This is a genomic window from Micromonospora sp. CA-263727, assembly GCF_050942455.1.
In the GTDB taxonomy this organism is placed as follows: domain Bacteria; phylum Actinomycetota; class Actinomycetes; order Mycobacteriales; family Micromonosporaceae; genus Micromonospora.
The window spans coordinates 837,059-864,034 of sequence record NZ_CP192031.1 but is presented as its reverse complement, the minus strand read 5'-3'; the positions used below and the strand labels follow the sequence as shown (position 1 = coordinate 864,034).

Annotated in this window: 24 protein-coding genes; 13 read left to right on the top strand and 11 right to left on the bottom strand. The window is 69.1% G+C overall.

What is annotated here, in order from left to right; genetic code table 11:
• Window positions 1-94: 94 nt before the first annotated feature.
• The 5 genes from ACQPYA_RS04115 (at window position 95) to ACQPYA_RS04095 (ending at window position 4,812) form a co-directional block, all read left to right on the top strand.
• Window positions 95-1,063: a hypothetical protein gene (locus ACQPYA_RS04115; protein ID WP_433531304.1), complete on the top strand. Its 969-nt coding sequence runs from the start codon at window positions 95-97 to the stop codon at window positions 1,061-1,063.
• A complete protein-coding gene (locus ACQPYA_RS04110; protein WP_433531303.1) occupies window positions 1,060-1,626 on the top strand; it encodes a GNAT family N-acetyltransferase in 567 nt (188 codons plus the stop codon). The genes ACQPYA_RS04115 and ACQPYA_RS04110 overlap by 4 nt, the downstream gene beginning before the upstream one ends.
• A 359-nt stretch (window positions 1,627-1,985) precedes the next feature.
• Window positions 1,986-3,530 carry a hypothetical protein gene (locus tag ACQPYA_RS04105; protein WP_433531302.1) on the top strand — a complete coding sequence of 515 codons (1,545 nt, stop codon included), beginning with the start codon at window positions 1,986-1,988 and terminating at the stop codon, window positions 3,528-3,530.
• A complete protein-coding gene (locus tag ACQPYA_RS04100; protein WP_433531301.1) occupies window positions 3,527-4,114 on the top strand; it encodes a flavin reductase family protein in 588 nt (195 codons plus the stop codon). Before ACQPYA_RS04105 ends, ACQPYA_RS04100 begins: the two co-directional genes overlap by 4 nt.
• Window positions 4,111-4,812, top strand: a complete 702-nt coding sequence (locus tag ACQPYA_RS04095) for an HAD family hydrolase (RefSeq protein ID WP_433531300.1) — start codon at window positions 4,111-4,113, stop codon at window positions 4,810-4,812. The genes ACQPYA_RS04100 and ACQPYA_RS04095 overlap by 4 nt, the downstream gene beginning before the upstream one ends.
• Before the next feature lie 190 nt (window positions 4,813-5,002).
• Here ACQPYA_RS04095 and ACQPYA_RS04090 read toward each other — a convergent pair whose 3' ends face one another.
• The 9 genes from ACQPYA_RS04090 to ACQPYA_RS04050 all read right to left on the bottom strand — a co-directional run bounded on the left by ACQPYA_RS04090 (window position 5,003) and on the right by ACQPYA_RS04050 (window position 15,722).
• Window positions 5,003-5,809, bottom strand: a complete 807-nt coding sequence (locus tag ACQPYA_RS04090) for a phosphotransferase (protein ID WP_433531299.1) — start codon at window positions 5,807-5,809, stop codon at window positions 5,003-5,005.
• Between the two features lie 44 nt (window positions 5,810-5,853).
• Complete coding sequence (locus ACQPYA_RS04085) at window positions 5,854-6,846, bottom strand: thiopeptide-type bacteriocin biosynthesis protein (protein ID WP_433531298.1); 993 nt, start codon at window positions 6,844-6,846, stop codon at window positions 5,854-5,856.
• Between the two features lie 77 nt (window positions 6,847-6,923).
• Window positions 6,924-8,156, bottom strand: coding sequence for a lanthionine synthetase C family protein (locus ACQPYA_RS04080; RefSeq protein WP_433531297.1), 1,233 nt, complete (start codon window positions 8,154-8,156; stop codon window positions 6,924-6,926).
• Entirely contained in the window at window positions 8,153-11,227 is a 3,075-nt protein-coding gene (locus ACQPYA_RS04075) for a lantibiotic dehydratase (RefSeq protein WP_433531296.1), read from the bottom strand. Before ACQPYA_RS04075 ends, ACQPYA_RS04080 begins: the two co-directional genes overlap by 4 nt.
• Before the next feature lie 65 nt (window positions 11,228-11,292).
• Complete coding sequence (locus ACQPYA_RS04070; protein ID WP_433531295.1) at window positions 11,293-11,472, bottom strand: FxLD family lanthipeptide; 180 nt, start codon at window positions 11,470-11,472, stop codon at window positions 11,293-11,295.
• Window positions 11,473-11,529: 57 nt separating this feature from the next.
• Window positions 11,530-12,750 (bottom strand): methyltransferase, FxLD system, encoded by a 1,221-nt coding sequence (fxlM, locus tag ACQPYA_RS04065; RefSeq protein WP_433531294.1) that lies wholly within the window; start codon window positions 12,748-12,750, stop codon window positions 11,530-11,532.
• A gap of 502 nt (window positions 12,751-13,252) precedes the next feature.
• A complete protein-coding gene (locus ACQPYA_RS04060; protein ID WP_433531293.1) occupies window positions 13,253-13,696 on the bottom strand; it encodes a hypothetical protein in 444 nt (147 codons plus the stop codon).
• 143 nt (window positions 13,697-13,839) lie between these two features.
• Entirely contained in the window at window positions 13,840-14,346 is a 507-nt protein-coding gene (locus ACQPYA_RS04055; RefSeq protein WP_433531292.1) for a GNAT family N-acetyltransferase, read from the bottom strand.
• Window positions 14,343-15,722, bottom strand: a complete 1,380-nt coding sequence (locus tag ACQPYA_RS04050; RefSeq protein ID WP_433531291.1) for a hypothetical protein — start codon at window positions 15,720-15,722, stop codon at window positions 14,343-14,345. Before ACQPYA_RS04050 ends, ACQPYA_RS04055 begins: the two co-directional genes overlap by 4 nt.
• 359 nt (window positions 15,723-16,081) lie before the next feature.
• Between ACQPYA_RS04050 and ACQPYA_RS04045 the strand changes: the two genes are divergently transcribed.
• Window positions 16,082-16,861, top strand: a complete 780-nt coding sequence (locus ACQPYA_RS04045; protein ID WP_433531290.1) for a nucleoside-diphosphate kinase — start codon at window positions 16,082-16,084, stop codon at window positions 16,859-16,861.
• A gap of 14 nt (window positions 16,862-16,875) precedes the next feature.
• Here the strand turns inward: ACQPYA_RS04045 and trpD are convergent, their stop codons facing one another.
• A complete protein-coding gene (gene trpD, locus ACQPYA_RS04040) occupies window positions 16,876-17,925 on the bottom strand; it encodes an anthranilate phosphoribosyltransferase (RefSeq protein ID WP_433531289.1) in 1,050 nt (349 codons plus the stop codon).
• Window positions 17,926-18,080: 155 nt separating this feature from the next.
• Between trpD and ACQPYA_RS04035 the strand changes: the two genes are divergently transcribed.
• From ACQPYA_RS04035 to ACQPYA_RS04010, 6 genes are read left to right on the top strand one after another with little or no spacing between them, the layout of a single operon-like run.
• Window positions 18,081-19,004, top strand: a complete 924-nt coding sequence (locus tag ACQPYA_RS04035) for an NAD(P)H-hydrate dehydratase (RefSeq protein ID WP_433531288.1) — start codon at window positions 18,081-18,083, stop codon at window positions 19,002-19,004.
• A complete protein-coding gene (locus ACQPYA_RS04030; RefSeq protein ID WP_433531287.1) occupies window positions 19,001-20,122 on the top strand; it encodes a hypothetical protein in 1,122 nt (373 codons plus the stop codon). The genes ACQPYA_RS04035 and ACQPYA_RS04030 overlap by 4 nt, the downstream gene beginning before the upstream one ends.
• Window positions 20,122-21,684: an AMP-binding protein gene (locus ACQPYA_RS04025; protein WP_433531286.1), complete on the top strand. Its 1,563-nt coding sequence runs from the start codon at window positions 20,122-20,124 to the stop codon at window positions 21,682-21,684. The genes ACQPYA_RS04030 and ACQPYA_RS04025 overlap by 1 nt, the downstream gene beginning before the upstream one ends.
• Window positions 21,671-22,288 (top strand): HAD family hydrolase, encoded by a 618-nt coding sequence (locus ACQPYA_RS04020; protein ID WP_433531285.1) that lies wholly within the window; start codon window positions 21,671-21,673, stop codon window positions 22,286-22,288. The genes ACQPYA_RS04025 and ACQPYA_RS04020 overlap by 14 nt, the downstream gene beginning before the upstream one ends.
• 11 nt (window positions 22,289-22,299) lie before the next feature.
• Window positions 22,300-23,217 carry an NAD-dependent epimerase/dehydratase family protein gene (locus ACQPYA_RS04015; protein ID WP_433531284.1) on the top strand — a complete coding sequence of 306 codons (918 nt, stop codon included), beginning with the start codon at window positions 22,300-22,302 and terminating at the stop codon, window positions 23,215-23,217.
• On the top strand, window positions 23,214-24,155 hold the full coding sequence (locus ACQPYA_RS04010; RefSeq protein WP_433531283.1) for an aldo/keto reductase: 942 nt from the start codon (window positions 23,214-23,216) through the stop codon (window positions 24,153-24,155). Before ACQPYA_RS04015 ends, ACQPYA_RS04010 begins: the two co-directional genes overlap by 4 nt.
• A 1,051-nt stretch (window positions 24,156-25,206) precedes the next feature.
• Here the strand turns inward: ACQPYA_RS04010 and ACQPYA_RS04005 are convergent.
• Entirely contained in the window at window positions 25,207-26,010 is an 804-nt protein-coding gene (locus ACQPYA_RS04005; RefSeq protein WP_433531282.1) for a class I SAM-dependent methyltransferase, read from the bottom strand.
• A gap of 147 nt (window positions 26,011-26,157) precedes the next feature.
• On the opposite strand from ACQPYA_RS04005, the gene ACQPYA_RS04000 reads away from it, so the two are divergent.
• Window positions 26,158-26,835, top strand: a complete 678-nt coding sequence (locus tag ACQPYA_RS04000) for a PIG-L deacetylase family protein (RefSeq protein WP_433531281.1) — start codon at window positions 26,158-26,160, stop codon at window positions 26,833-26,835.
• Window positions 26,836-26,976 lie beyond the last annotated feature (141 nt).

Genomic DNA, 26,976 nt, shown 5'->3' with positions numbered 1-26,976 from the left:
CACGCCAACGGCATGCGTGGATGATCGAATTCACCCAGAGGGCGCATGCAACCGCCAGTTTCGTCGCCGAGAACTCTTCAGCGGACTTAGCAGCATGGCCGCAGCCATGGTATTCGCTGGAGCCGCCGGGCCAGCCACCAACAACGCCGGCGGGCAACTGGACGATTGGCACGTACAGACAATCTTGGAAGTCGAGCAACGCCTGTACGCCCAGGACCGACGGTACGGTGCCGTCGAACTCAACCAGCTCGCCATAACAGCCGTGGCTCAAGCGAACAGATGGCTTCGCGACGGCCGCTACGGCGAACAGGTAGGACGCCGACTGCAACTGGCCACCGGCGCACTGTCGGTGACCGCCGGCTGGCTCGCACTCGACTCGGGCAGGACAACGGACGCCCGCGCGCTGTACACCGAAGCCCTCGTCTGCGCGAGGCACGCCGACGATCCGGCTCTGGAAGCGCATGCCTTCGGCTGCTTGTCCCTGCTTGCCGCGTCGACCGATCACCCACGCGAAGCGGTCAGCACCGCCAAGGTCGCCCAACGCGCCGCCGCCCAGCTCGGGTCGCCTCGGTGGCTGTCGTTGCTGGCGATGCGCGAGGCCCGCGGCTGGGCGCTCCAGAGCGACCGAACCCTGACCGAAAGGGCACTGGTGCGCGCCTGGCATCTCTACAGTCAGGGCCCTAGTGACGCCGACCCCGACTGGCTCGAATTCTTCGTGCCGGCCGAACTCGCCGGTCTGGAGAGCCTGTGCAGGGCCGACCTCGGTCAGTACGAACGCGCCTGCGCCGGCGCCGAGCAGACCGTCATGCTCTTCTCTGCCGACCACGCCCGCAATCGGGCCCTCTACACCGTCGACATCGCTTTGCATCACGCACGCAAGCCACGTCCGGATCTCGACGCGGCAGTCGACGCTGCCCTACGGGCGCTCGGGTATCTGTCCGATGTCAAGTCCGACCGCCTCCGGCGTGCCCTCGACACCGTCGCCAGCGTGCTGTCGCCCTACGAACGCACCCGCAGCGTCGCCGGTTACCTCGACCTTCATCGAGCGGCAACGCCAGCGTGAAGAACGAGCCGCCCGGCACAATCACCCGTCGCCACAACGCCACAGCGGTCGACGGGCTCCTCGACACGCTCACCGCAGTATGGGCCGATGCCCACACCGACGACCAGGACATCGCGGCGGCCGGCTTCAACCCCGACACGCTGCGCCGTCAAATCATCGGCCACGCCACCCGTGATGACTTCACCCTCATCACCACCCACAGCGCCGAGCGATGCATCGGCTTCGGGTACGGCTTCCCCTGTTCGCCCGCCTACTGGTTCGGCAAGGACCTGCTGCCCACGATCACGGAGGCGGCGCAGACCACCGATTCCCTCGTGGGAATCTGCGAGCTGGCGGTCTGCCGCCGGTGGCACGGCCACGGCATCGGAACCCGCATCCACGCAGCGATCCTGGACGCTTTGCGACCCGAGTGGGCGTCGCTGCTAACCATGCCCAACAGCAAGGCACAGCGCTTCTACCGACGCCTGGGCTACCGCTATATCGGTCCGTACCGCACCAGTCCCAACGAGCCGGTCCTCGACCTGTTGCTCCTCCGACCCTTCTCCAGCAACCCCACGCCATAGCCGCGACCATCACCGGGCCCAAGGCGTCGCGCTGCTACAGGTCAACCCCGCCGCCGACGCCGCACACGTCCGGTTAGCACAAACGTTACTGTTGGCCAGAGGCAACAGAGCAGTTCCAGCTCGGCGGGCCATCCGTGTGCAGACGGCGCAGCGGGGTAGCGAAGAGCGCGTCTGCCTCGGCATGCTGGGTGCCGTTCCGGTGCTGGCACCACGTTGCGTAGCCAACCGCCTCGCAGCAGCAAGTTACGGTCGGAGAGGAGACGCGGGTGGCCCACTGCCCACGAACAGCGGCAAGACCGAACGACAGGCTGATAGCGCTGCGTAGTCGTCTTCCCTCGCCTCGCTTCCCGGACGTGTGCATGACCCGGTCCGAGGTGGCCGAAGGCGTCAACGCGAAGCTACACGAGCTGTACCCCGACCGTGAGGACCTGAAGTACCACACCGTCGACTTCCGGTGGGTGGGCAAACTAGAACGCGGAGACACCCACTGGTCCAGCAACCTACGCCGAGCCGCACTACGCGCCTTCTTCGACGTCGCCACCGACAAAGACCTCGGACTCTACCCCCAACGCCACAGCGACACCCCCAGCCTAGCCGACACCGCCGACCCGCCAGACCCTCCCATCCACTCTGCTGCAGGCATAGACCGCCGCGCTCCATCACAAACGGAAGTCGTCAGGCTTGTCGACGGCAACAGCCCCGGCGACTCGGGCGACGCGCCTATACCCGATCAGCTCGGGCAGACTCGCACGAATCCGATTTCGACGGATGGCCTGGGCTTCCTCGCAATGACGAGCCGGCCCGCTGCATCGTTGGTGAGAAGTGGTATCAGATTTGACGCCTTTGGTAGTCCGATAACGGCAGCATCCCCAACGCCTAGACTATCGAAGACGTATTTGTGGAGTCTTGCGTCCGAATCCGTGGAGCTGGTTAGGGAACTCGGCCCAGGTAGCGCGCGTGACACGCTTGGGTTAGCGAGGGCCTACTTCCGCGAAGCGGCGGCTGGCTACGTCACAACCTCTGATCTACCCGCCGCCCTTCGAGCAGCCCTCACCGTGCAGAGGATACTGACGCCGATCCATCGAAATGGTGGACTTTCAGTTAGCGACACTCGGGAACTTTATGTACTCCAGGCTGCATCATTCCTCTTGCTCGCGTCCGCTTCACACGACTTCGGAGAGCCGGCTGCTGGGATGATGCATGCTGAAACCGCAGCCGTTTTTGCGGATCGCGCCGAGCACCCGGAGTTGATCGGTTGGGTGAACTGCACCAAAGCCATGATCGACTTGTGGCGCGACCGACCCGACGCGGCCCTGAAGCACGCAAGACACGACTCAGGCAACCGAAGCGACTCGCATCGGCTACGGGGTCTGCGCGTCCGCGCTCTTGCACAACTCGGAAGACACGCGGAAGCCGCCAATCAGCAACTCTTGCTCGAAAGCGACACGCACAGTGCCAGCTCTACTTCGGAGCTGCAAGATCTCGGTGCAATCTTTACATTCCCGGCGGGGCGACGGAACTATTATTCGGCGGTCACCTACTCACTTCTTGGAGACTGCGCAACCGCAGAATCGTACGTGCGCGAACTCGGCTACGGCGATACACCCCCGACGGGGATGCATACATGGCCCATCAGTTGGGCTCTGAGTAGAAGTCACCTCGCACTTGCCCACATCGAGTCCCTGGCCGACGATGGCGGTCCGGAGGCCGCGGCAGCCGCGCTCGCTCCCGTCCTCGCCCTCGCCGAGGGTCAGCGCATAAACCAGCTTGCTCAAGTCTTTGGTGCGTTAGCGGACCGGTTAAGTGATTCCCGATTCCAGGGCAATTCCACCGCTACCGACCTGAGAGAGCAGACGCGCAACTTTTTAGGCACGACCGTTCAGCGAAAGGCGATGCTGACATGACTATGCGTCCCGGAAAATTGACAAGAGCGCACCGTCTTTTGGCACCACGAATCGCTTATCTTATAGGAACTCGAAGTCCACAGGGTCAACCAAACCTGATTCCAGTATCTAACGTGACATCAATCTCGACAAGCCCACAGCTCATCGTCTTGGCCGTCTTCAGGCAATGGACAACGTACGAAAACCTTGCCACCACGGAGGAGTTTACCGTCTCAGTCCCTAAGGCCGAGCAGCTCGACGGGGTATGGAAACTGGGCGCCCGGTATTCACGGTTCGATTACGCCGATATATCCGCTAAGCTGGCCGACAGCGGCCTTGAGATCCGCTATGCCCCTGATCTCCCAGCGCCCGCCCTGACGGATGGGCTCGGGTGGCTCACCTGCCGCACAATTCAAGAGGTTGACGCCGGCGGAGATCATGGCGTGTTCGTCGGGGAGATCACGAGCGTAACGTTCAGTAGAGACGACTTCGATGAGAACGGAACTCCGACGGGCGACATCCACCCTCTGATGCAAGTCACCGGCAACAGATTCGCCACTTCGGGTGCTACGCGCTCTATCCCGTATGGCGAGTCGGCACCGTGACGTCGTCGCTTCTACCCTTTGACGAGGTCAAAGCCGTTGTATTCGACTGCGATGGTGTGCTGGTCGACTCGGAGAACATAAACAACGAGGTGTTCGCCCAACTGGCGACTCTCGCCGGAGTCGACACTTCGTTCATGGATAGCGTACGTCTCTATATGGGCCGCTCCACAGACGAATGCGTGGCGGAACTCGAAGGTCAGCTTGGCGCGCCCATCTCCTTCGACTTCGCAGCCGAATACGAAAAGCGGGTGCTCGATCAACAGCAGAGCCTACAGGCCGTTCAAGATGTGCCGGTTCTACTGCAATGGCTCGCCGAAAACAATTACCCAATGTGCGTTGCCTCCAGTGGAACGCCAACCGAGATTCGTCTGCGGCTGACCACAAGTCGACTCATCAACCATTTCGGCGAGCATCTTTACAGCGCGTCAATGGTAGCTCGCGGAAAACCGGCACCAGACCTCTTCTTGCTGGCCGCGCAACGCCTCGGCGTCCCACCTGAGTCATGCCTTGTGGTCGAAGACAGCCCTTTTGGCGTTCGTGGCGCAAAAGCGGCTGGCATGCGGGTTGCCGGATTCGCATCACTAGCATCATCGGAGGTGCTGACGGAAGCAGGCGCCGACCTCACCGTGGAAACGATGGCCGAGTTGCATCGACACTTCGCTGTGGCTTGTTACCTGACTGATGGGCATCGGCTATAGGTCAGGGCGTGGCACATCAGGCCGGAGGAAGCTGCCAGCCCAGGCACCTCACCGAGGGCAACGCGGCCAGCCGAGAGCATTGCGAAGCGGAGTGCTTCGGCCTTGATCTGGCCAGGTTCTTAGGCAGGGGATCACCGGCGACCGGTGTCGGGCGGTTTGCGTGGTACGGCCCCCGCCACTCCGTTGTAGCTCAACGTTGCGCCAGTATCGCCGCGGCGCGGCGGCGGAGCGGCTCAGCGAGTGCAGGAGTGGTTCCGTTGGTGGCCGCGTGTAGGAGTTCGGTGATGACTGTCAGTTCGGCGTACCGGCCGATAGCGCCGTGTAGCAGGTGGGCTAGTTCGCGGGTGATGTCGGCGCTCGTGGCCGGTGTGAGCAGGCTGTAGGTGTGTAGCGTGGCGGCGTCGTAGCCGGCTGGGGCGAGTCCCCAGCCCTCCCAGTCGAGGATGTGGAGTTCGGGCGCGCAGAGGTTGGCGCAGTGGAAGTCGCCGTGCGCGGTTGTCCAGGGATGCCTCGTGTGGTCGCTGGCGGAGATGTCGAGGTAGTGCGGCATTGCCCAGGCGAGGAACTCGGGTTGGATGGTGACGCGGGTGGTGTTGACCGTGGCGATGGTTTTCAGCGCCGTACGCGCCGCGGTCCACCATGGGGACGGGATGCTCGGTGGGGTCGTGACGACCGCGTGGGCGGCGAGGGTGTCGGCGTTTACGTACTCGTGCAGCTCGCTTCGATACGTCCAGGTTCTGTCGGTCCAGTCGTGCCAGCGCAGGAGCTTTGGTCGTGGTATCGATGGGGGAAGTGATCGTTGTGCCTCGATGGTGCCGTTCCAGAAGGTGTCGATGATCTGATCGGTCGGGGCGCTGGCGACCCTGAGCCATGCGGGTCCTTCGGCTGTGGTGACGGGCGCGCCGAGTGTGCGGCCGTGCCAGCCCCATGCCTCACGGGGGTTGGCGGTCAGGTCGGCGTGGAGCAGCGTGCGGGAGTGGGTGTGCGCTGCGCGCATTCGGTCGACGACGGCGGGATCGTCAGGCTCGGGCCACATTGACGTCAAGCCTGTGCCGGAGGGCTGCCGGTGTGCAGGATGACGGTGGATGCGCAATGAGCGAGTATCGCCTGTGCGGGGGTGGTGAGGCCGAGCCTGTTCCAGTGGAAGATCACGTGGTGGGCGAGCACGTCGCGGAGTCCTCGGCGTAGAACGCCGGTGTGCGCGAGGTTGCGGAGAGCTTCGCCGGTCTCGTTCGTGGCGGCGAGCCATGGCCGTACCGGGTCGAGCAGGTCGTGACCTTCGCTCGACAAGTCGGTTTGTTCCGTATCGAGGGTGAGGATGCGGTGGACTTTGTCGGCGGTGCTGGGCAGCTGGTCGCGTGGGATGTTGGCGTCCAGGGGGCGCATCTGCTGGACGCGATGCCAGACGTCGCCTTGTTCGTGCCAGTCCTGGTCTGCGGCGCGGAGCAGCGCGGTGCAGAGCAGCAGGGACAGTTCTCGGCGGCCGAGTGCAGCCGGTTGTGGGTCTCGCTGGGCGAGGGTGTGGTTGAGGTAGGTGAGGATGTGGGTGCTGTCGGCGTGAAAGAAGTGGTGCGCCGCCTCCATACCGGTGGGGCCGCCGAATGCCCAGGTCTCGGGCTCGTAGATGGCTGTCGACCAGGTCGTGATGGACCCTTGTGCTGTCAGCGGATCGAGCAGGTCGGCGGTGAGCCGTCGTAGTTGCTCGGGGTGGGGCTGGTCGGCGCGAAGCCGGAGGCGCCAGTACGGGGTCTTGCGGATGTACCACCACGACGCTGTGGTGCCTGATGCTTGGGCCTGCCGCAGTTTCGGACCGAGAAGCGTTGCCATGGTGCGCTCGGCGGTGCCCCGGTCGGGGAACACGAGGTTGGCTTGGTACCAGTTGCTGGCTGCTGCGCGCGTGGTGAGGGCTGCACGTCCCGCGTCCTGATACCGCTCGGCCGCCTCGATGAGTTCGGCGACGGGGACCGCCGCGTGGGCGGCTGCGGTGGATGCCGGCGTTCCGGTGAGGAGGGCTAGTACCGCCGACTCCGGCACCGGGACTACCGTCCTGGATCCGGTCCGTGGCCGGGATGCCGCATGTCGGTGCTGTCTGTCCTGCTCCGCATCGGTTGTTACGTGATCAGTAGACATGTGTCCCATCCGGAGATAGGTAGTTCGCCGTGCGCGATGGCGGACAGGGTGAGGGCGACGCCGGCGTGGCCTTCCAGCAGGCCATCGCTGAGGGGTTCCGCTGCGATGTGGTGGAGCAGTTGGTCCGTGAGGTGTGGTAGGTGTTCGGTGATCTTCGGGGTGGCGGCGTGAGTGGCTGTCCGCCAGGTTGTCAGGAGGAGGCCGGCCCAGCCGTGGCAGAGGCTGACGTCGCTGATCTGTTGGAGTTGTCGTGGATCGGCGAGGCAGGATACGAGTGCCTGTTCGGCGAGGTGTCGGCGGTTGGTGTCGCCTGTGGCGAGGCCGGCGAGTTGCTGGGCTCGGGCGATTCCGGGGGTGCCATAGCACCAGGAGGGGCGGAGCGGGACGGCTTGGGTCGGTCGGCCGGTACGGTGGTCCCGGTGGGTGACCCATTGGGGCCACCAGGGGCCGGTGTCGTGGTCTTGGCGCCAGGTGTCCAGCCAGTCGCAGATGCGCTCGATGGCGTCGAGGTGGCCGTCGACAACGATGCCGCGTTGCTTGGCGTGGGATAGCAGCGCGAGCGGGCCGGTGATGCCGTGGGCGAGGCCGAGATTGGCGTGGCCGCCGGGGAAGGCGGGTGAGATGGAAGCGTGCGGGTCCTGTGCGGTCCACCAGCCGGGCAGCGTCGTGCCGTCGTGGCGTATTGGCTCGGTGAGTCGGACGAGGTAGGCCAGGATGCGGTGGAGGGCGTCATCGTCTTGGGCGTGGCGAAGCAGGTGGGCGCCGATGCCGGTGAGCCCGGAGATGATGTCGTACTCCGCCATCGTCGGCGGCTCTCGGCGGGCGATGCGGTCGAACGCTAGGTTGGCGCGGTGGTGCGCAAGCGCGGTGACTGACTGGTCCAGTGTGCCTTGGGCCTTGGCGTAGCGGCTGGTGTGGGCCTCGTTGCTGAGGTGAACGGCAAAGGCGATGGCGGGTGCTCCGCGGTAGAGACTGCTGTCGATGGTGGCGAGGACGCCGTGGCGTACGGCCAGGTTCAGCCAGCGGTGGGCCGTGTCCCATCCGCCGGTGCCGGCGAGAGCGCGTTCGATGTGGAACAGTGCGATTCCGGCGGCTCCGTCGGCCAGGGACTGCGCGTGGTCCGGTCGGGGCGGCGGGTCGGCCGCGAGACGGTTGGCGATGGCGGCCACCTCGTTGGCGATCCGCAGTGCCGTTGGTGGAGTCACGGGGTTCATCGCGGCTCTGCGGGCTGGAGGGCGGACCATCGCAGCGCGGAGGCGCGCGCCAGCCGGCGCCCCAGGCGTTCGCGATCGGGGTCGATGCCGTGTAGGCGGATGCTGTGCAGGTGTAGTAGGGAAGGTAGGACGGAAAGCGGGTCGCGTTGCGGGGCAAGTTGGTCTCGGTAGTCGGCGATGGCGGCGCGGCGCTGCTGCCAAAGGCCCAGCACGGTGCTGGTGTGATCGGCGGTGCGGAGCGCCGCCCAGTCGTCGGTGGGGTCGGCCACGCGGACGGCGGTGGTGTGGACGGCTCGTGGAGCCGGCATGGGCTCGTTCGGCAGGTAGGTGGTGAGCCACCGCATTCCGGTGGCGGTGTCGCCGGTGAAGGCTGCCGTGATGTCGACGAGGCTGGCGGCGGCGAGCGCGTCCAGCGGGAGCGCTGTTCCGGCGGCCTGTAGCTCGGCCAGGGTGGCGGCGGAATCGGCGGCGAAGACCTGCTCGGCGGCGGTCATCGCCGGACCATGGCCGTACCGGCCGGTCTCGGGGTAGTAGGTGTCCAGTTGCAGACGGCCGACGAGCCGATGGTGCCGGAGTCGAGCGGCCCAGGCAGCGACCCGGGCGGTGGAGGGGCCGTAGGCGCCAGGGTGGGGTAGCCGGATTCGTAGCCGCAGGTGGGGTTCCGGATCGCGGTAGGGCAGGTACCACCAGTCGATGGCCTCGTTCCAGCCAGCGAGAAGTTCAGGCGTCCGGCGAAGGATCTCAACGGTCCGGCCGGCCGCGGTGTACAGCTTCGCGTACAGCCACGCGGTACCCGGCAGGTGTCCGTCGTTGCGGCCCACGGTCCGAATCGGTGCCATGTGTGGTGCTTTTATGGGCGGCGCGGTGGACGTCAGTGGGATGGTGATTTCGTGGGCGTGCCCGTCGAGCCACCGGTAGGCGTGGCGAGGTGGGGCTTCGTCGAGCCGGGCGTGGCCGTGTCGGTCAAGATGGGTCCGGAGAAGGTCCTGGTGCAGGTTTTCGCGGAGGTCCAGCGGCAGCAGATTGTCCGCTTCCACCAGATACACCCGGTCAGGCAGGCGGAGCCGCTGCCGCCACCCGGCGAGCGCGTCCTTCCACTGCGACCACGGTGCGGCCAGCGGTGGCAGATCGCGGGCCGTGAGGTTCCACCGGGCCGGGGAGAGCACGGTGCGGCCGTATCGGAGACGAGGCAGGAACGGCAGCGCTTCCGCAACTCCCCACGAGAACGGCATGTAGACCGCTGCCCGCGCCCGCGGCAGTTCGCAGAGGAACCGGGCCATCGGATGGCTGAAATGGCGGAACTCGACAGCGTTGAGCACGGTGGGCTCGATCAGTCGGCGGTGGCGACGCGACACCAGGAACAGCCCATCGGTGTCGCCGCCGACCGCGAGATCGTCGACACGAATCGGCTCGTCCCCGTCGACGAACTCGCCTGCTGACAGCAGCATCGGCAGCATCGGCGGAGCGCAGGCGAGGTGGTCGGAGGATGCCAACACCGGCGGGAACGACAACTGAGCAGGCTCCGCTGCGGCGCGCACCGTCGCGACGGCCGAGTAGGCGTCCCGGAATCGGGTCCGCTCGACGGGGTCAAGCAGGTGCAGGAATCGGCCGGTGGTCGACCCGACGGCGCGGGCCGCGCCGGACACGACCAACGTGTACCGGTCCTGACGCAGCGCCGCCGCGCTGCCGGCGTGGATCTGGACGAACAGCTCCACATGCGGCGGCACCTGCACCCGAGCGTCGGGACCGGCGAGATCGGCGACGATACGCTCGTCGAGCATGATCTCGTCACCGCCGCCCATAGTCGCCTGCTGCGCCAACCGCAGCAGGCCCCGGTCCCGCTCACTCACCGGCGGCCCGGCGACCGATCGGTCTGATCCCCGGTAGGTGGCGGGCAAGCCAAGTCCGATCGCCGGGTCAACCACATCCGCCAGCGGGACCACGGCACCCACGCCGTAGCGCTCCAGGAACGCGGCGTGGTAGTCCTGCCACGATGGCATCCCACGCGGATACGGCGTCAGACGGGTCAGCACCGCCGCAGCGTCACGGGCGTGGCGGATCAGCGTGTCCGGCAGCGTCACCGTGGCGTCGAGTCTCAGATCGACCGCGACCGGCCGGCCCGAGCCAGCGCGCACCGGATTCATCTGCTCGACCAGCGCGGAGGGTCGGGTCACGCCACCGTCGGCGGATGCGCCGGCATTGTGGTGTCGCATCGTGTCCGCGACTGCCCGCAGCGCCTGGACGGTGTCCGCTACCTCGGGGATCGCTTGCGCGTCCACGAACGCCAGCTGCGTCAGCAGATGACCGAGGCCGTCGGTGACCGTCATCGGTGGCTGCAACGCGGTCAGCAGCACCCGCGTCTGCACCAGTTGCGTTATCGCCGTCTCGGCTGTCGATGCGGCGCCGTTCGGGAAGTCGGTGCGAAGCTTGTCGATCAGGTCGGCAACCACGATGGGGTTGCGCGCGTAGGTGATCAGGGCCGCGACGGCGGCGGTGCGGCGGACTGACACGTCAACCAGGTTGAGTTCGCCACCGCGCGGGTCCTGGTGGGTGGGAGGCCGCTGGCACGGCACGAGCACGCGATCCTCACGGATGTCGGCGAGGTCGTTGAGCACGACCGGCAGCCGGCGCAGCAGCGCCGGGCATCCCTCCAGCAACGTGGTCACTGCGGCAAGCCATGCCCCATCGGCTCGGATTATCGGCTGGTGCCGCCGGCCCCACCGCACCGTGGGCTGCGCACCCAGCCCCGCAGGAGCAACCCCGGCGAACAGCGCGAACGGCGTGCTACGCCCGGTCATCCGGAGCAGGTACCGCGACACCGACGCCACCGTTCGGCGGAGCTGACGCGGATCACGGCACAGCCCCGCGCGGACTCGTTCGACCTGACCGGCCAGTGTCGGGCTGGCGGCCGTGATGCCCTCCGCGACCTGTCCGCGGCTCCACACCGCAGTCAGCCAGTCACTCACGACCTCCGCCTGGAGGCCGCCGACCGGATCCGGCCAGGCAGGAAGGTCGAAGGCGGTGGGGTGGGTAGACGCGCGGATCAGCAGCGCGTCGAGAACCTGGTACACCGGCGCCCTCCCGCAGGGTGGCGGTGGGTCCGGCGCCGCCGGTGCCGGACCCACCACGGATCGGGTCAGGACCTACAGCTCGTGCAGGCCGACGCGCACGTTTTGCCGCAGTTGTCGCTAGTGCTCCGCAGCAGTTCCGGGATCACCGGCCCGGACTCGATGAGCCTAATGTCGAGATCGAACAGGTCCTGGTCGGTGTCCGTCTCGCCGACGGTGGCGGGCGCGGTCAGGGTCGTGATGGGCATGACGTGGATTCCTCCCCTTGTGCTCGACAGTGGGACGCCTGGGCCTGCCATCACCGGTCAGGGCCAGGAAATCGTGACGGTCGTGTGCCGTTTCGGGACAACGCGCACGCCGGGCGCCCTCGCAACCGGCACCGACGCGGGATAAATGTTGATCTGCGCGACGTGGCCGTGTCTGTGGTCGCGATCCCACACGCGGATCTGCTCGACCAGCGTCGCGGCGGCACCCTCCGCGTCCGGGCCATGCGCGTAGACACCAAACTCGTAGGTTTCCGTCTGCGGGTCGACTTCACGGAACGTGACATACGCGAAGCCGTCTCGGCTCAACAGCGTGGGCGTGGCGATCGGCGACGCCGGATCAACCAACCCTCGGGCAGCATCGGTGCGCGCCCGGCTGAGCAGACAGAACCGGTCCAAGCCGGTGGCCAGCCACAGGAACAGCCCGTCGAACGGCTCCATCCCACCGAACCTCACCCCCGACCACGCCTGCACATTCGGCTGACGCAACGCCGCCCGCAGCGCCTCGACCTCCACCGGCTGGTCATCATCGAACCGCAGACCCACCTCTTCCCCGTGCAACGTGACCAGTCGCTCGGCGTGCGCCCCGGCACCCTGCACCGCGACAAAGCCGGCCATCTCGTGCCCGACACTGGCGAGATGATCGCCGTCACGGACCAACGCCAGCGAACGGCTCAGCCCTCGAATCCGCAGCGGCACGACGATCCGACCGCCAACCGACAGCTGGGTCCACCACGCAGGCGGCAGGTCGAACACACCCACCGTCACGATGATCCGATCGAACGGCGCATGTTGCGGCACACCGTGCTCGGCATCGGCCAACACGACGTTGACCTGCCCGTACCCCGCGGCGTCCAGGAACCGGCGAGCCCGCTCGGTCACGTCGGCGTCGATGTCGACCGTGGTGACCTCACCGTCCGGCCCGACCAACTCCGCCATCAACGCCGCGTTGTAACCCCCGGACCCGATCTCCAGGCATGACATCCCCGGGCCGATCTGTGCCTGTTCCAACATCACCGCCTGCAACCACGGCGCGGAAACCGAGCTGATCGTCACCCCGTGCTCATCGCGCTTCGTGCGGACGATGTCGTTCGCGTACGCCTCTTGCAGCGGCACCTCGGGAGCGAACAGATGCCGGGGTACGGTCCGGAACGCCGCCACCACCTCGGGCGATGCGATCGAGCCCGCAGCAACGAGTTCCTCGACCAGCGCGTGCCGCAGAGCATCCGCCTGCGCCGAATCATCGACGACCGTATTCTCCACTACAGATCCTTTCGTACGTGACACTACCGAACGTTACGATCTGGGAATCCCGAACGCGCTTGCGCAGCCTCGCCGCGCTATCCCGCCCACGTCACGTAACCGACCGCCCATCAACCATCACAGAACGCATCGGATCCGGGAATGCCTCTTTGCGGTCCAACTTTGCTTCCGGTCAAGGTTCAACCGGTCTCTGAGCTGGCCAAACCTGATCTACCTGGCCGCCGCACCGGCAGCGATCTTCGCCCAGACATCGCGCCGCTCACCTAGAGAGCTGTTGACCGAAGGGCTCCGAGTTGGTGTTTTTTGGGATGCCTACCCAGTCCACCCCAGTCCACTGGAACATGCGGATGGTGTTATCGGCGCTCACGTCCAGCGCGGTTAGGAGGGCATCGGCCACAGCGACCGGATGGCAATCGGCCCTTTCGGGCTGCGGCGGGTGGGCTGGTTGTCGGTGTGCAGCGGCTCGTGGGTGTTTGCGCAGGTCGACCGGGGTTGTCCGCCGTTACGGTGGTGCGGTTCGTCGTGCCGGTGTGGGCAGAGTGCGTAGCTCGGTGACGAGGTCGCGGACGGCGTGGGAGCGTCCGGCAGTGGGGGCGAGGTCGTCGTGGAGCCGGAGTAGGAGCGCGACGCTACGCGCGGAGCTGACGGCGGGTAGGCGGGACAGGGCGAGCCGGGCGGCGCTGACGGCGCGGTCGAGGTCGCCGGCGGCGGGGTGGGCCAGGCTGAGCCATGCGCCGTGGCGTGGTGCGGAGCGTTGTGGCGGGTCGGTGGGGCTGGTGTGGGCGCGTGCGTGGAGTAGGTCGGCGGCGTGGCGGAGCAGTTGTCTGCGTTGTGTTGGTACCTGCTCGGCGAGGACGACGAGGCCGCGGCCGGTGATCGCGTCGAGTTCGGTGCGGTCGATGTATGAGGCCCATGCGGGGGCCGGTGTGTCGGGGGTGGCGTGCAAGAGTCGAGGGTGCGGTCACGCGTCCGGTGGTAGCTGGTGACGTCACCGGTGGCGGCGTGGGCGAGGCTGCTGCGGACGGCGACCATCGCGCGGACGGCGGGTGGCGTGTTCGCGGCGGCTTCGTGTGCGGCGGCGGTCGACTGCTACGGCGCGAGGTTCTTGTGCAGGGCGCGGTTGATGGCGGGGTCGCGGCCTGGGACATAGGGGGGTGTGGGTTCGTAGCCGGCTGCTGCGTACAGCCGCAGGGCGCGGTCGTTGTGCCGGCCGGTTTCCAACTGGATGTGCCTGGCCCCGGCGGCGTGGGCGTTGCTTTCGAGGTGTCGCAGGATGCTGCGGCCTAGTCCGTGGCCGCGCAGTTCGGGGCGGACGTACATGCGTTTGATCTCTGCGTGGCCGGCTGCAATCCGGCGCCATCCGCCGCAGGCGGCGGACTGTTGGTCGAGGTAGATGACGAGGAACAGGCCGGTGGGTGGGTCGTAGTCGCTGGCTGGGGTGTCGTCGGTGGGGTCGGCGTGGCCGTACATGGCGAGTTGTTCGGCGTGCAGGCGGTGGAGTAGGTGCTGTACGTCGGGGTGGCTGTAGGGACGGGGGCGTGTGCGGGGTTGCCCGAGCGCGACAGGGTGGGCGTGCGTGTTCGGGGGCGAGCTCATGCTGTCGAGAGTGCCTTGTCCACGGCATCTCGGGTAGCGGTCGGTAGGTGTCGTCGGGCGGCGTTTCGTAGGTCGGCCAGCATGGAGCGGCATCGCACGGATTGGATTCCGGGAAGTCGTTGGGCGAGGGAGTTGATGGTGGTGATGGCTTCGGGTCGGTCGTGGGTGAGCAGGTGGGCTCGGGCGAGGTGGATGCCGTGGAGTAGAGCGGAGCGCTGGTAGGTGTCGTCGCTGTTGTTCATGGCCAGCGGTGTGAGCAGGGTGGTGGCCTGGGTGAGCAGGCTCCGCGCGTGGGGCGGGTAGGTCGCGGCGAGCACGACCAGGGCGTGTCCGTGCTCGGCGGCTTGTTGTCGAGGTGTGTAGTAGTAGAGGTCGTCGGGGGTTTCGTCGGGGATCGCGCGGCTCAGCATGACGTGGCAGGCGTCGGCGGCCGTCTGGTAGGCGTGCAGGTCTGCCGCGGCGGCGTGTGCGGTGGCGAGTCGCCCGAGTGCTCTTGCTCGCACGGCTGGGGCGCAGGTCTTGGCGGCGTCGGTAGCGGCGGTGGCGAGTCGGACGGCGTCGGTGGGGTTGCCGGTGATGGATAGCTGGTAGGCGAGCATGCCGAGGTTGTTGGCGACGGCCTCGGCGGCACCGGATGCTTTGGCCAGGCGCAGGGCCAGCAGGTGGTAGCGCTGGGCGGGGCCGCTGAGGTTGGAGTCGAAACACATCCATCCGGCGAGTTGGGCCAGGCCGCCGGCGGTGCGCAGGAGTCGGCGGCCGGTGTCATCGCTGTACTGGGCGCTGCGGAGTAGATCGAGGACTCCTGCGAGCGCGGTGCGTACCCATCGGTGTGAGACGGCACCGCCGCCGGTTTGGTCGTCGAGGCGTCGTAGGTCGGCGAGGCTGGCTTCCAGGTGTGCGGCCATGGGCGGCAGGACGTGCTCGACCAGGTGGACGGCGGGGTGGCGTAGCCGTTGCGCGGGTGGGTTGGCGGTGGCGTCGAGGGCACTGGTGATCAGCAGTGGGCCTGTGCTGGGTTGCACGGCTCCTTGGTGGGTGCCGGTGAGCGCGGTCCAGGCGGCGGAGATGTCGAGGAGGCGACGCAGGCTGCGGGGGCCGACGAGGTCGTCGGTGGCGCGCAGGAGGGTGAATGGGTCGGTCGCGTCGGGCCACAGGTCGGTGGGGTGGTGCGCGGTGCCGGTGGTGCGGGTCAGGACGACAGCGACGGCGTGGCGGACAACGGGGGACGCGGGGGTCGAGCCGTTGAGCCAGGGGTAGGCGGCGGTGGGGTGTAGCACGTCGTGGCCGACTGCGGCGAGGTGCCAGTTGACCTCGCGGATCAGGGCCCGTGCGGACAGGCCGGCGGCGGCGAGGGCAGCGCCGAGCGTGCGATCCATCGTGGGTGGTGTGGGAGCCGACGTCACGATTTCTCCGCCTGGTGTCGAGGTGCGGATCCGTTGCGATCAAGGGTGCCGCACGAAGGTCTTGGATTGGTGCCGGATTCACAACTCTCGCACCTTGTCGATGATGTCCACGACGATCGCGCTCTCGTCGTCTATGGACGCCCACCTGTGCCGTGGTGTCGTGGCGATGCCGACGTGAGCTGACTGTTCTCGCGTCGCATCCTCAGGAGGGAGCCCGGATCATGCTGCCTACGCTGCCGGCACCGATATCCACAGCCACCTGCGGTGAAGGTTCCAGAGCCGCTCCGTTAACTGATCTTCACGCGCCGGTGCGGTGGGAGGAGTTCGGCGCGGTGAGCAAGGATCCTGCGGCCCAGTGGGACATCTACTTCCGTGACTCGTGGGCGGCTCTGTCCACCACGCTCGGTGAGTCGCAGGCGTACCGGTTTGCCGCGTCGGTGGGGCTGTTGTGGGTGCGGCCGGATGCGTTCGCGGCCGGTGTGGCGCACGTGGTGCTCGACGCGGTGGTGCGGGCGGGGTTCCGGCCGGTGGCCGGTGTGGTGGTGCGTCTGGATCGGCGCGGTGTGCGGGCGTTGTGGGCCGGTGAGTTGGAGCGGGCGACTGTGGAGCGGTTGTGGCTGCTGGACGCGGTCGTGGCGTTGGGGCCGAGCGTGCTGCTGCTGCTAGCCGACGACGCGCCGGTGCTGGGATCGCCTGTTGCGTCGAGGCTGAGGGGTGTCAAGGGCGCGAACGATCCTCAGGTGCGTGAGCCGGGCACCTTGCGTGCGGTCGCGGGTAGCCCGAACCGGGCGTTGACGATGGTCCACACGGCTGAGGACGGCGCTGATCTCGTTCGTGAGCTGGGCGTGTTCTGCGACTGGCCGCAGCGATGTGCGCTGGTGGCACAGGCGGCCGGGCATCTGGCCGCCGGGACGACGTGGTCGGTGGAGCCGGCGTTGCGCACGGTGCAGCGGCAGGTGCCGGCGATGCCGCACGTACCGCTTGCCGGCAGGGTGACACGGCATCCTTCGGGCCTCGCCGCGGCGGACCTCGCGGACCGGTGGGCGAAGGTCCGACGGGCCAGCGAGGTGTGGCCGTTGCTGGCGCCGCCCGGTCACGGTTGTCAGCCGTGACCGGGCGGCGGGGGTCAGATGGTGCGGTGGCGGGCTGCCACGGCGACGGTGACCCATCGGTGCAGGGCGGCTCGCGCGTTGCCGGAGTCGATCGATTCGGTGGCCTCGGCCAGGCCGGCGGTCATGGCGGTGGTGAGGTCTGCGTCGAGTCCGCGGTATGCGGCGATCCCGGCGGCGGCGTTGACCAGCACGGCGTCGCGGACGGGGCCGGTCTCGCCGTCGAGGACTCGGCGGGCGACCTGCGCGTTGTGCGCGGCGTCGCCGCCGGTCAGGTCGCCGGGTTGGGAGCGGGGCAGGCCGAGATCGGCCGCATCGAGGACAGTTTCACGCGCGGTCTTTCCCGACGCCACCCACACCTGGGTGGGGGCGGCGGTGGAGATTTCGTCCAGACCGTCGTGCCCCCGCACGACCAGGGCACTACTGCCGCGATCGGCGAGCACCTGCGCCAGCACTGGGGCGAGCTGGGCGTTGGCACAGCCGACGCAGCCGGCGCGGGGCTGGGCCGGGTTGACCAGCGGCGCCACGAAGTTGATCGCGGTGGGGACGCCGAGGCTGCGGCGCACCGGGGCGGCGTGGCGCAGCCCGGCGTGAAAGTGTGGCGCGAACAGGTATCCGATGCCAGCTTCACGGACGCAGTGGGCCACGGCCTCCGGCGCCAGGTCCAAGGGGACGCCAAGGGCGTCGAGGACGTCGGCGGATCCGGACTTCGAGGACACCGCACGGCCGCCGTGCTTGACCACGGTGATGCCCGCACCGGCGATCACGATCGCCGCCATTGTCGAGATGTTGACGGTGTGGGACTGGTCGCCCCCGGTGCCGACGATATCGACCGCGTCCGGATCGATCGGCACCGCGACAGCGTCGGACAGAATCGCCTCGATCAGCCCGCCGATCTCCTCAGCGGTCTCGCCCTTGCCGCGCAGCGCCACCAGGAACCCGGCCAACGCGGCGGGATCGACGTCGCCGCGCATCACCTCCCGCATCGCCCATCGGGTGTCCTCGGAGGTCAGGTCCTGCCCGGACAGCAGGCTGTTGATAAGTCGCGGCCACGTGCGCGAGGTCATCGAAGACTCCCTGAGGCTAGCTGGGGGTTGCGCGGAGGCAGGACGCCGGCCACGCGGCGACGGCGGTCGGCACACCGCCCGTCTCACTGTGAACGAGCGGCGCCGCAGAGTATGCATCACACCCCGGTTTCGGTCCACGCGGCGGGAGTGGCCCGGTGACCGCCGGGCTCAGCTCGATCGTGGACGCCGGTGACGCGGCCATGGCCGGGCTGGCCCGTCACCTGGGCAAGGTGGGCTGGCCGTTTCCCCGGCGGGCGAAGGGCGACGCCGGACAGGTGATCGTCGTGGGTGGGTCGGCCCGCTACCCCGGGTCGCCGATCCTGGCCGCGCGGGCGGCGTTGCGTGCCGCGGTCGACGACGTCCGTGCGGTCGTCCCCGCCGACGCGCGAGCGGTACCCCTGGGCGTCGACGTCCACCTGCACACCGGCGGCGCCGACGACCTCGGCCCGGACGCCGGTCAGGTCGTCGAGCGGACCGGCCACGAGCTGCTGCGCCGCTGCCAGCAGACGGCACGGGGGCAGGTGGTGGTCCTGGTCGGGCCGGGTCTGGGTGGGCACCCCGACCCGGCCGAGGTGCTGACCGCAGTCGCGGCGGCGTGTCAGCGGCTGCGACGGGTCCACGTGGTCGTGGACGGCAACCTCGCCGGCGGGCTACTCGGCTGGGAGCGGCTACGGCTGCTCGCCCCGGCGGTGGTGCTGCTCAACCACCGCGAGGCCGCCGGCCTGAACCTCGCCAGCTCGCACCGACGCGGCCTCGCCGCCGCTGCCCGCCGCCTGGACACCGTGTTGGTCGCCAAAGGGCCGATCGACCACATCACCGCCCCGACCGGCGTCGCCCTACGGCCCCGGCTGGACGGCGCTCGGGAGCTGACCAAGAGCGGCACCGGTGACGTCCTCGCCGGGGCCGTCGCCGCGCTACTCGCCCACGGCATCGCCCCGGCCGCCGCCGCCGAGATCGGCTGCTGGCTGGTCCAGGCCGCCAGCCGCATCGCCCGCGACCGGCACGGCCCTGGCTTCCTCGCCAGCGAACTCGCCGACCACCTCTCGACCGCCCTACACGTTGCGGAAGGAACACCATGACTGCCACCCTGCTCGCGGTCACCGACGCCGCCGGCATCGCCGCCGCCTACCAGGACCCGGACAGCACCCGGCTGCACCCCACGGTGTGGCAGGCGCTGCGCGACACCGGTCTGACCCGGTCCTGCCTGCCCCGTCCCCTCGGCGGCACCGGCATCGCGGCACCGGATCTGATCGACGCCATCATCACGCTGGCCCGCGTGGACGCCAACGCCGGGTGGGCGGCCGGGATCCACGCCCCCGCCGGGCTGTTCGTGTCCCTGCTGCCTCCCGCCGCCGCGCAGCGCATCCACGCCGACACCGACGCGGGCCTGCTGATCGGCGGGTCGTCGCAGCCGGCCGGCACGGCCCGACCGGTCGCCGCCGGCCTGCGGCTGACAGGCCGATGGCCGCTGGTCACCGGCGCCCACCAGATCAGCCACGCATTCCTCGCCGCCACCATCCACCGCACCGACGCGAAACCACTGGTCCGGTGGCTGTGCGTGCCCCGCCACCAGCTGCGCGTCGTCGACGACTGGGACGCACACGGGCTTCGCGGCACCGACAGCGCCACCATCGCCGTCGACGACGCGCTCGTACCCGCCGCGCACAGCATCGACCTCGTGACCGACGTCAACGGCGGCACCCCGTTGACGCGGTTTCCTCGCTTCGGGCTGCTCGCGGTCTGTCTTGCCGCCGTCGCGGTCGGCGTCGCCGAGCACAGCCGTGACCTGTTCCTCGACGCCGCCGGCCGGCATCAGCCCCGTCACGCAGCCGGGACGCTCGCCGAGCAGCCCGGCGCGCAGATCGCGCTCGCGCAGGCGTCAGCCCGACTCGACGCGGCCCGCACCTACCTCACCGACCGGGTAGCGGCAGCCTGGTCGGCCGCGCTGACCGGCCCGGTGCCCGACCGTGCCCGGGTCGATCTGCGGCTGGCCGCCACGGAAGCGACCCGGTCGTCCGGCGAGGTGGGCCGGACGCTCTTCGACGGCGCTGGCTCCGCCTCCGTCTACCGCAGCAGCGGCCTGGGTGACTGCCTGCGCGATCTGGACGTCATCACCCAGCATGCCCTGCTGTCCACCGCGGGCCGGCAACGCGCCGGACAGTACCTGCTCACCGGCGACTGCCCCCGGGACCTGTGATGACCAGCCTGCTCACCCGTTTCGCCGCCCACGTCGACGCCGCACCGTACGCCCCCGCCCTCGTCGATATGAATCGGCGAGTCATCAGCCGCCACCACCTGCTCGCCGCCGCCTGCCGGATCGCCGCGCAACTGCACGCGCTCGGCGTGCGGTCCGGGTCCGTGGTGGCGTTGCGGGCCACGGTCTGCGACCCGGTGTGGCACGCGGTCGACTTGGCCGCGTTGATGTGCGGGGCGGTGCCCGCTGCCCTACCCGAGAGGGCCACCAACGCCGACATCGCCGCGGCGCTGCGGGTCCTGAACCCCGCCTGTGTGATCGACCGCGACCCCAGCCTCACGCTGGTCGCTGCCGGCCGCGCCGTAGGTGTGCCGGTGCTTGACCCGGCCGGCTTCGGCTCGTCTGCCTGCCACCGGCTCGACGAACACCTGCGGGCGGCCCGATCGGCGTCCGGCACGAGTGGGGCGTGTGTGATCGCCACCTCCGGCAGCACCGGCGTACCCCGCTTCGTGCTCATCTCCCAGGCCGGGCTCATCGCCGGCCTGGACACCTGGCGCCGAGCCTGGCCCGGCCCGGCCCGCGCCGCGACCCGCACGGTGTCCTACCTGCCGATCTCGCACATCGCCCAGCGGATCATGGGCCATCACCTGCTGTGTCTGTTCGGGGTGGCCGTGCACCTGGCCACCCCGGACACCCTCGTCCAGGCCATCCGGCACGCCCGACCACACATCCTCCTCGGCGTTCCGCACACCCTCGCCGACCTGCTTCACGCCGCCACCGCCGACACCACCCTACGGGTGGCGCTGCGCACCGTGAGCCTGCTCGTCAACGGCGCAGCGGCGCTACCGCCCGCCACCGCCGACGGACTGCGACGTCTCGGCCTGAACCCCACGAGCGCCTACGGCCTGACCGAAACGACGGTGCCCGCCTTCCACACCACCGGCGACGACAGCGATGGTCTGCTCGGCGCACCCGTCGGTCCGGTCCGCGCCCGCACCAGTCCCACCGGTGAACTTCTGCTCGGCACCCCCTACGCCGCCCCCTACGCCGCCCGGTACGTCACCCGCTGGCCCCGCACCACCGCCACCACCGACACCGACGGCTGGCTGCACACCGGTGACCGGGTCACCGCCTCGGCGCAGGGGCTGCGCCTGGCAGGCCGCATCGCCGCCACCATCAAGACCGCCCGTGGTCAGCTCATCGCCCCCGAGCCGGTCGAGGCGCACCTGTGCGCTCGGCCCGACATCGCCGCCGCCTGCCTCATCGGCCACGACCGGCCGCACACCGTCGCGCTGGTCAGCGCACCGACGGCAGCACAATGGCCCGCCGACCGCCGCGCCGACACCGAAGCCGCGCTACGCCAGGGGCTGCGCGCCGCCCACCACGCCGGGGCGTTGCCCTGGGCCGACGTCCACGCCGTGCTGATCGTGACCGACGACTGGCAGGCCGACCCGACGCTGCTCACCCGCACCGGCAAACCACGCCGCCGGCAGATCGAAGCCCGCTATACCGCCGTGCTCGACGCCCACTACCGTCGCCAGGAGGTCACCGATGCCCGCGCCTGAGCCGGACGTGCTGCTCGTCGACCTCGGCGGAGTGCTCTTCCACTACGACTTCCACAGGGCAATCAACCGGTGGGCGACGCTCGCCAACGTCAACGCGACGCTGTTGCGGGAGCGGTTCGCCATCGACGGCCCGTTCGACGCCTTCGAACGCGGCACGATCGCCCCAGGCGAATACCTGGCGCACCTGCGCCGCCTGCTGGGCGTCGACCTCGACGACCACGCGCTCACCGCCGGCTGGAACGCCATCTACGGTCCCGCGCACCACGACCTCGTCGCCCTGCTGCGCCGTCTGGACCCGCAGCGGATCGTCCCGGTCGGCGTCAGCAACACCAACATCCTGCACGCCGCGAGCTGGCGCCGCCGCTACCGGCAGCAGCTCACCGCCCTGCGCGCTGTGTACTGCTCCCACGAGATCGGGCACACCAAACCCGACCGAGCCTTCTTCACCCACATCACCAGCAGCCTCGGGGCGGATCTGGACAGGCTGATCGTCCTCGACGACCAGCCCGCCGTCATCACCGCCGCCACTGCGATGGGACTACGCGCCCACCTCCACCGCACCGCCACCGGCACCGCCGACTTCCTCGCCACCCTCGGCCACTGAGGAGACTTCCCGTGCACGTCCTGATCACCGGCGGCGCCGGATTCATCGGCCGCCACCTCGCCCACCGCCTCACTGAAACCGGTCACCAGGTGCACCTCGTCGACAACCTCTCCGTCACGCCGATGCGCCCGCCACCGCAGACCCTCGACACCCGCGACGTACGCAACCTCACCCTCGCCGACCTGGACACCGTCGATGCCGTGGTGCACCTCGCCGCGGCCAAAAGCGTCCCCGACAGCTTCACCAACAGCGACCACCTGCTGCACAACATCACCGTCGACCGGCACATCCTCGACCTGTGCGCCGCCGCCCGGCCTAAGCGGCTGCTCATAGCCAGCAGCTGCGAGGTCTACGGCCAACGCGACCAGCAACCCTGCGCCGAACACCAACGGCCAGGACCACGCTCCCCGTACGCCGTCGGGAAACTCACCACCGAACACCTCGCCGCCGTGCACCGCGCGCTACACCCCGACCAGCAGATCACCTGCCTGCGGCTACACAACGTCTACGGACCCGACGAAGGGGCAGACGCTGTCGTACCCGCCTTCCTCGACGCCGCCCTCACCGGCCAGCCACTCACCATCGACGGCACCGGCGAACAGGCCCGCGACCTCAGCCACATCGACGACATGGTGACGATGCTGACCACCGTGCTGCTCCACCCCCAGCCGCCACCGCCGGTGCTCAACCTCGGCTCGGGCCGCGCCACCACCATCCTCGACCTGGCCCACCTGGTCCTGGCAGCCGCCGGCAGCGGCAGCATCAGCCACGGCCCGACGCGACCCAACGAAATCACGACGTTCGTCGCCGACATGGCCCGCTACCGCAGCCGCTACGGCACCCCACCACGCCGACCCCTGCCGCCGGCGATCGCCACAGCTCTGCACGCCCGCGCCGCGCTGCGCCCTCACGCCCTGACCCGACCGTGACCAACACCCCGCCGCCGTGGGGTGCCATCGGCCTGGGCACCTGGGAATTCGGCAGCCACCTACCCCCGGACCGATGCCGGGACCTCCTCGACACCCACGCCGACATCGGCGGCCAACTCATCGACACCGCACCCACCTACGGACCTCACGCAGACGGCAGCCACCACGCCGAATCAATCATCGGTGACTGGCTGGCCACCACCGGCACCGCCATCCAGGTCGCCACCAAAGCCGGACTGAACCCCGCCACCCGCCGCCCCGACCTCGCCCCGCCGCGCCTACTGCTCAGCGCCGATCGCTCCCGCGACCGGCTCCGACGCCCACACCTGGACCTGCTCCTGCTACACCGCGACGACCCGCAGGTACCCGTCGACGAACTCGCCGACACCCTGAACCGTCTCGTCACCACCGGCACCACCACCGCGATCGGCGTGTCCAACTGGCAACCCGCGCGCCTAGACGCACTTGCCACCCGACTCGCCGCCAGCGGGCACGCCCCGCTGCACGCCACGGCACCGCTGTGGAGCCTCGCCCGGCGCAGCCGCACCACCACCGACCCCGAATTGGTCGAGGCTAGCCCGGAGCACCTCGCCTGCGCCCGCACCCACCGGCTGCACGTGCTGCCCTACCGTGCCGCCGCCCTCGGATTCTTCGCCACCACACCCCACCACGAAGGAGGCCGCCACCACGCCTACCAGCACGCCACCTACCACACCCCCGACAACCTGGCCCGCCACCAGCGAGCACGTCGCCTCGCCCGGACCCTCGGCGCCACCCCACACCAGGTGGCCCTGGCCTGGCTGTGCTCCAGCGACCTACCCGTCACTCCCGTAGTCGGCGCCACCACCCCCGCGCAGCTCCGCGAGTCCGCCGCCGGGTGCGTCCTGCGCCTCACCGACGACCACCGCCGCTACCTCACCGGCGGCGGCCCGCTGTAACCCCTGGTCCATCAGCCGAGCGAATCGGGCCGGCACGATCGGTGACGAGTTACGTCCATACGGGAACGACCACGACCGGCGGCGGCAGAAGTCACGCAAGTCATGACCGAGCCGATCCAACACCCCGTCAATGCGCAGGCTGGCGAAACAGAACCGGACCCGCACCCCGTCATCCGGCACACCCACGATCTCCACCTGCCCGGCCGCCGGCCGCCACGCCACCTGCCACCGCTCGGCGCCGTCGTCCACCGCCCAGCAGTTGCCCGCCAACTCCCGCACCGCCAACCCCTTGTACCGCAGGGCCTCACCCCACGCATCGAGCAGCGCGGCGACCAAACCACGCCGATCCGTCGGACCATCGCCGATCAGCCTCTTCTTGACCTGCGCGGGCAGCCCAGCCGCCAGCACACCAGCCGGCAGCGACCGGATCACCACCGCCCGCGCCGCCACGATGCTGCCCGCACCGATGCTCACCCCCGGCATCACCGCCACGTCATAGGCCAGCCACACCCCGTCTCCCACGCTGATCCCGGCGAATGCCCCCTCGAACCCCTCAATCGCCGGATGCCCGGTGTGATAGGCGTGCGTCCACAACGCCACCCGGCTACTGACCCCCACGTCGTCCCCGATCACCACCGGCCGCGTCGGGTTGATCACCACCTCCGGTGCGATCTGACACCGCGAGCCGATCGTCACCACCGACTCCCGCTCCATGCTCGCCCCGCAGCCCACCCGCAGGCCGGCGCCGAGATACGTGGAACCGCCCACCACCAGCTCCCGGCAGACGACATCACCACCAGACTCCAACACCGATCCCTCGCCCAGAACAAGCCGATCCGCCGCCAGCACCCGCACACCATCACCGATCCTGACGTGCGCCGCCAGGCGCAACTGCCCTGCCCGAAGGTCACACCCCTGCCCGATGACCACCCCGTCGCCCAGATCCAGCTCGTCGGCGACCAGCACCGACCCGGCGCCCACCCGCACGCCGTCGCCAACCCGCCGCCGCGCCACCCGCACCCTCACCCCGGGCCAACCCGCCGGCACGGGCTCACCCACGTCGCGCCAACAGCAGCTGCGCCGAGGTCACATCCCGGAACCGACCAGAGGGCTCCAAGGCGAGCAGCGATTCCCTCATGTCCGCCTCAAACACCGTCCGGCGCTCGCCAAGGACCGCTCGGGAACTGAACGCCTTCGACAACTGCCGGCCAACCACCTCGTCCAACGTGTACGCCACCGCATACACCGCGGTCACCTCCGTCACCACAGCGAACGCCGACCGGCGCAGCACCACCTCATGTCCCTCACGCAACCGCCGACCGTACCCTCGGGCCACCGCAGCACCATGCCCCGCCAGATACCGATCCCGAACCACCCGCACCGCCGCATGCCACGCCGGCCTCGGCGCCCCGGGAGCCCGCCGAGACAGCACCGCAACGAACGCTCCCCTCGGGCTGAGAAGCGAGTCCAACCCGCGTAGCACCGCAGCCCTGTCCATCCAATGGAACGCGTCACCGATCGTCGCGCCAACCAGGCCAGCACCACGCCGCAACGCAAGCCGCTCCGCGTTGGCGACGACCCACTCGACGCCTCCGACCCCCCTTTCGGCAGCGAGCCGCCGCCCCCAACCGAGCATCTCGCAGGCCGCGTCGACCGCCACCACACGCACGCCGCACTCAGCCAACGCCAGCGCCACAGTTCCCGGGCCCGATCCAATATCGACGACCCGACCCGGTGCAAGGCACCGGGTCGCCTCCACCACAGGCGCGATCAGCTCCGGCGGGTACGCCACCCGGTGACGCACATAGTGCTCACCCGTGCCAGCGAACAACTCCGCCGCCGACACCTCAGACACAAAACCCATCCTCACCACCTGTCACCGTCCCCTCCTCCCTTGGCTGCTCCCACCCTGCCCGCCGGCCCAACGCCGATGAACCGTCTTCACAACGTTCACACCCTGAGCCCCTCCACCAGCCGCCATCACCCGCCCTACCGTCGGCACATGGCATCCCACCCCGACCGGATACTCGTCGTCGCCGCGCACGCAGACGACGAAACCCTCGGCGCAGGCGGCACCCTCGCCACGCACGCCGCCCACGGCGCCCAGCTCTGCATCCTGATCCTCAGCACCAGCGTCAGCAGCCGCCCCGACGCCGACCAGACCGCCACCGCAAGCCACCGCGCCCGCTGCGCCCGCGACGTAGCCGCCCTCTACGGCGCCGACCTACGCACCGCCGACCTACCGGACAACCGGTTCGACACGCTGGCACTGCTCGACATCACCCGCCACATCGAAGCCGCCATCGCCGATGTCGCACCCACCACCGTCTACACCCACTCCCACGCCGACCTCAGCCGCGACCACCAACTCGTCGCCCACGCCACCGCCGCCGCCACCCGCCCCCACCCCGGCACCCCCGTCCGAACCGTCCTCGCCTACGAAGTCCGATCCGCCACCGAATGGTCACCCCACACGACCTACCAACCCACCTGGTACCAACCCCTGACCACGACAGCGGTCGACACCAAAATGGCGGCCCTCACCATCTACAACACCGAAATGCGGCCCAGCCCCCACAGCCGCTCACTCGCCGCAGTCCAAGCACAACTCGCCGAACGCGGCGCCCGCGTCGGCACCGAAGCCGCCGAGGCATTCGAAGTCATCCGACACATTAGATAGGAATCAATGTATTCGTCCGGACCCGGTGAACGCACGTCGATCACGATGGCGATCCGCTCATGCCTGAACGCAGTTCGCTTCAGCAGCAGCCGGAGCGGCGGGTGCCGTCGATCGCAGTGCCGGTGACGTAGACGACGGGGG

What these genes read in the sequence shown, in the direction of transcription:
- ACQPYA_RS04080 (WP_433531297.1), bottom strand. Translation starts at nt 8,156, where the DNA reads ATGAACCCCGTGACTCCACCAACGGCACTGCGGATCGCCAACGAGGTG.
- ACQPYA_RS04090 (WP_433531299.1), bottom strand. Translation starts at nt 5,809, where the DNA reads ATGCGCGCAGCGCACACCCACTCCCGCACGCTGCTCCACGCCGACCTG.
- ACQPYA_RS04055 (WP_433531292.1), bottom strand. Translation starts at nt 14,346, where the DNA reads ATGAGCTCGCCCCCGAACACGCACGCCCACCCTGTCGCGCTCGGGCAA.
- ACQPYA_RS04000 (WP_433531281.1), top strand. Translation starts at nt 26,158, where the DNA reads ATGGCATCCCACCCCGACCGGATACTCGTCGTCGCCGCGCACGCAGAC.
- ACQPYA_RS04070 (WP_433531295.1), bottom strand. Translation starts at nt 11,472, where the DNA reads ATGCCCATCACGACCCTGACCGCGCCCGCCACCGTCGGCGAGACGGAC.
- trpD (WP_433531289.1), bottom strand. Translation starts at nt 17,925, where the DNA reads ATGACCTCGCGCACGTGGCCGCGACTTATCAACAGCCTGCTGTCCGGG.
- ACQPYA_RS04105 (WP_433531302.1), top strand. Translation starts at nt 1,986, where the DNA reads ATGACCCGGTCCGAGGTGGCCGAAGGCGTCAACGCGAAGCTACACGAG.
- ACQPYA_RS04030 (WP_433531287.1), top strand. Translation starts at nt 19,001, where the DNA reads ATGACTGCCACCCTGCTCGCGGTCACCGACGCCGCCGGCATCGCCGCC.
- ACQPYA_RS04115 (WP_433531304.1), top strand. Translation starts at nt 95, where the DNA reads ATGGCCGCAGCCATGGTATTCGCTGGAGCCGCCGGGCCAGCCACCAAC.
- ACQPYA_RS04050 (WP_433531291.1), bottom strand. Translation starts at nt 15,722, where the DNA reads ATGGATCGCACGCTCGGCGCTGCCCTCGCCGCCGCCGGCCTGTCCGCA.
- ACQPYA_RS04025 (WP_433531286.1), top strand. Translation starts at nt 20,122, where the DNA reads ATGACCAGCCTGCTCACCCGTTTCGCCGCCCACGTCGACGCCGCACCG.
- ACQPYA_RS04100 (WP_433531301.1), top strand. Translation starts at nt 3,527, where the DNA reads ATGACTATGCGTCCCGGAAAATTGACAAGAGCGCACCGTCTTTTGGCA.
- ACQPYA_RS04020 (WP_433531285.1), top strand. Translation starts at nt 21,671, where the DNA reads ATGCCCGCGCCTGAGCCGGACGTGCTGCTCGTCGACCTCGGCGGAGTG.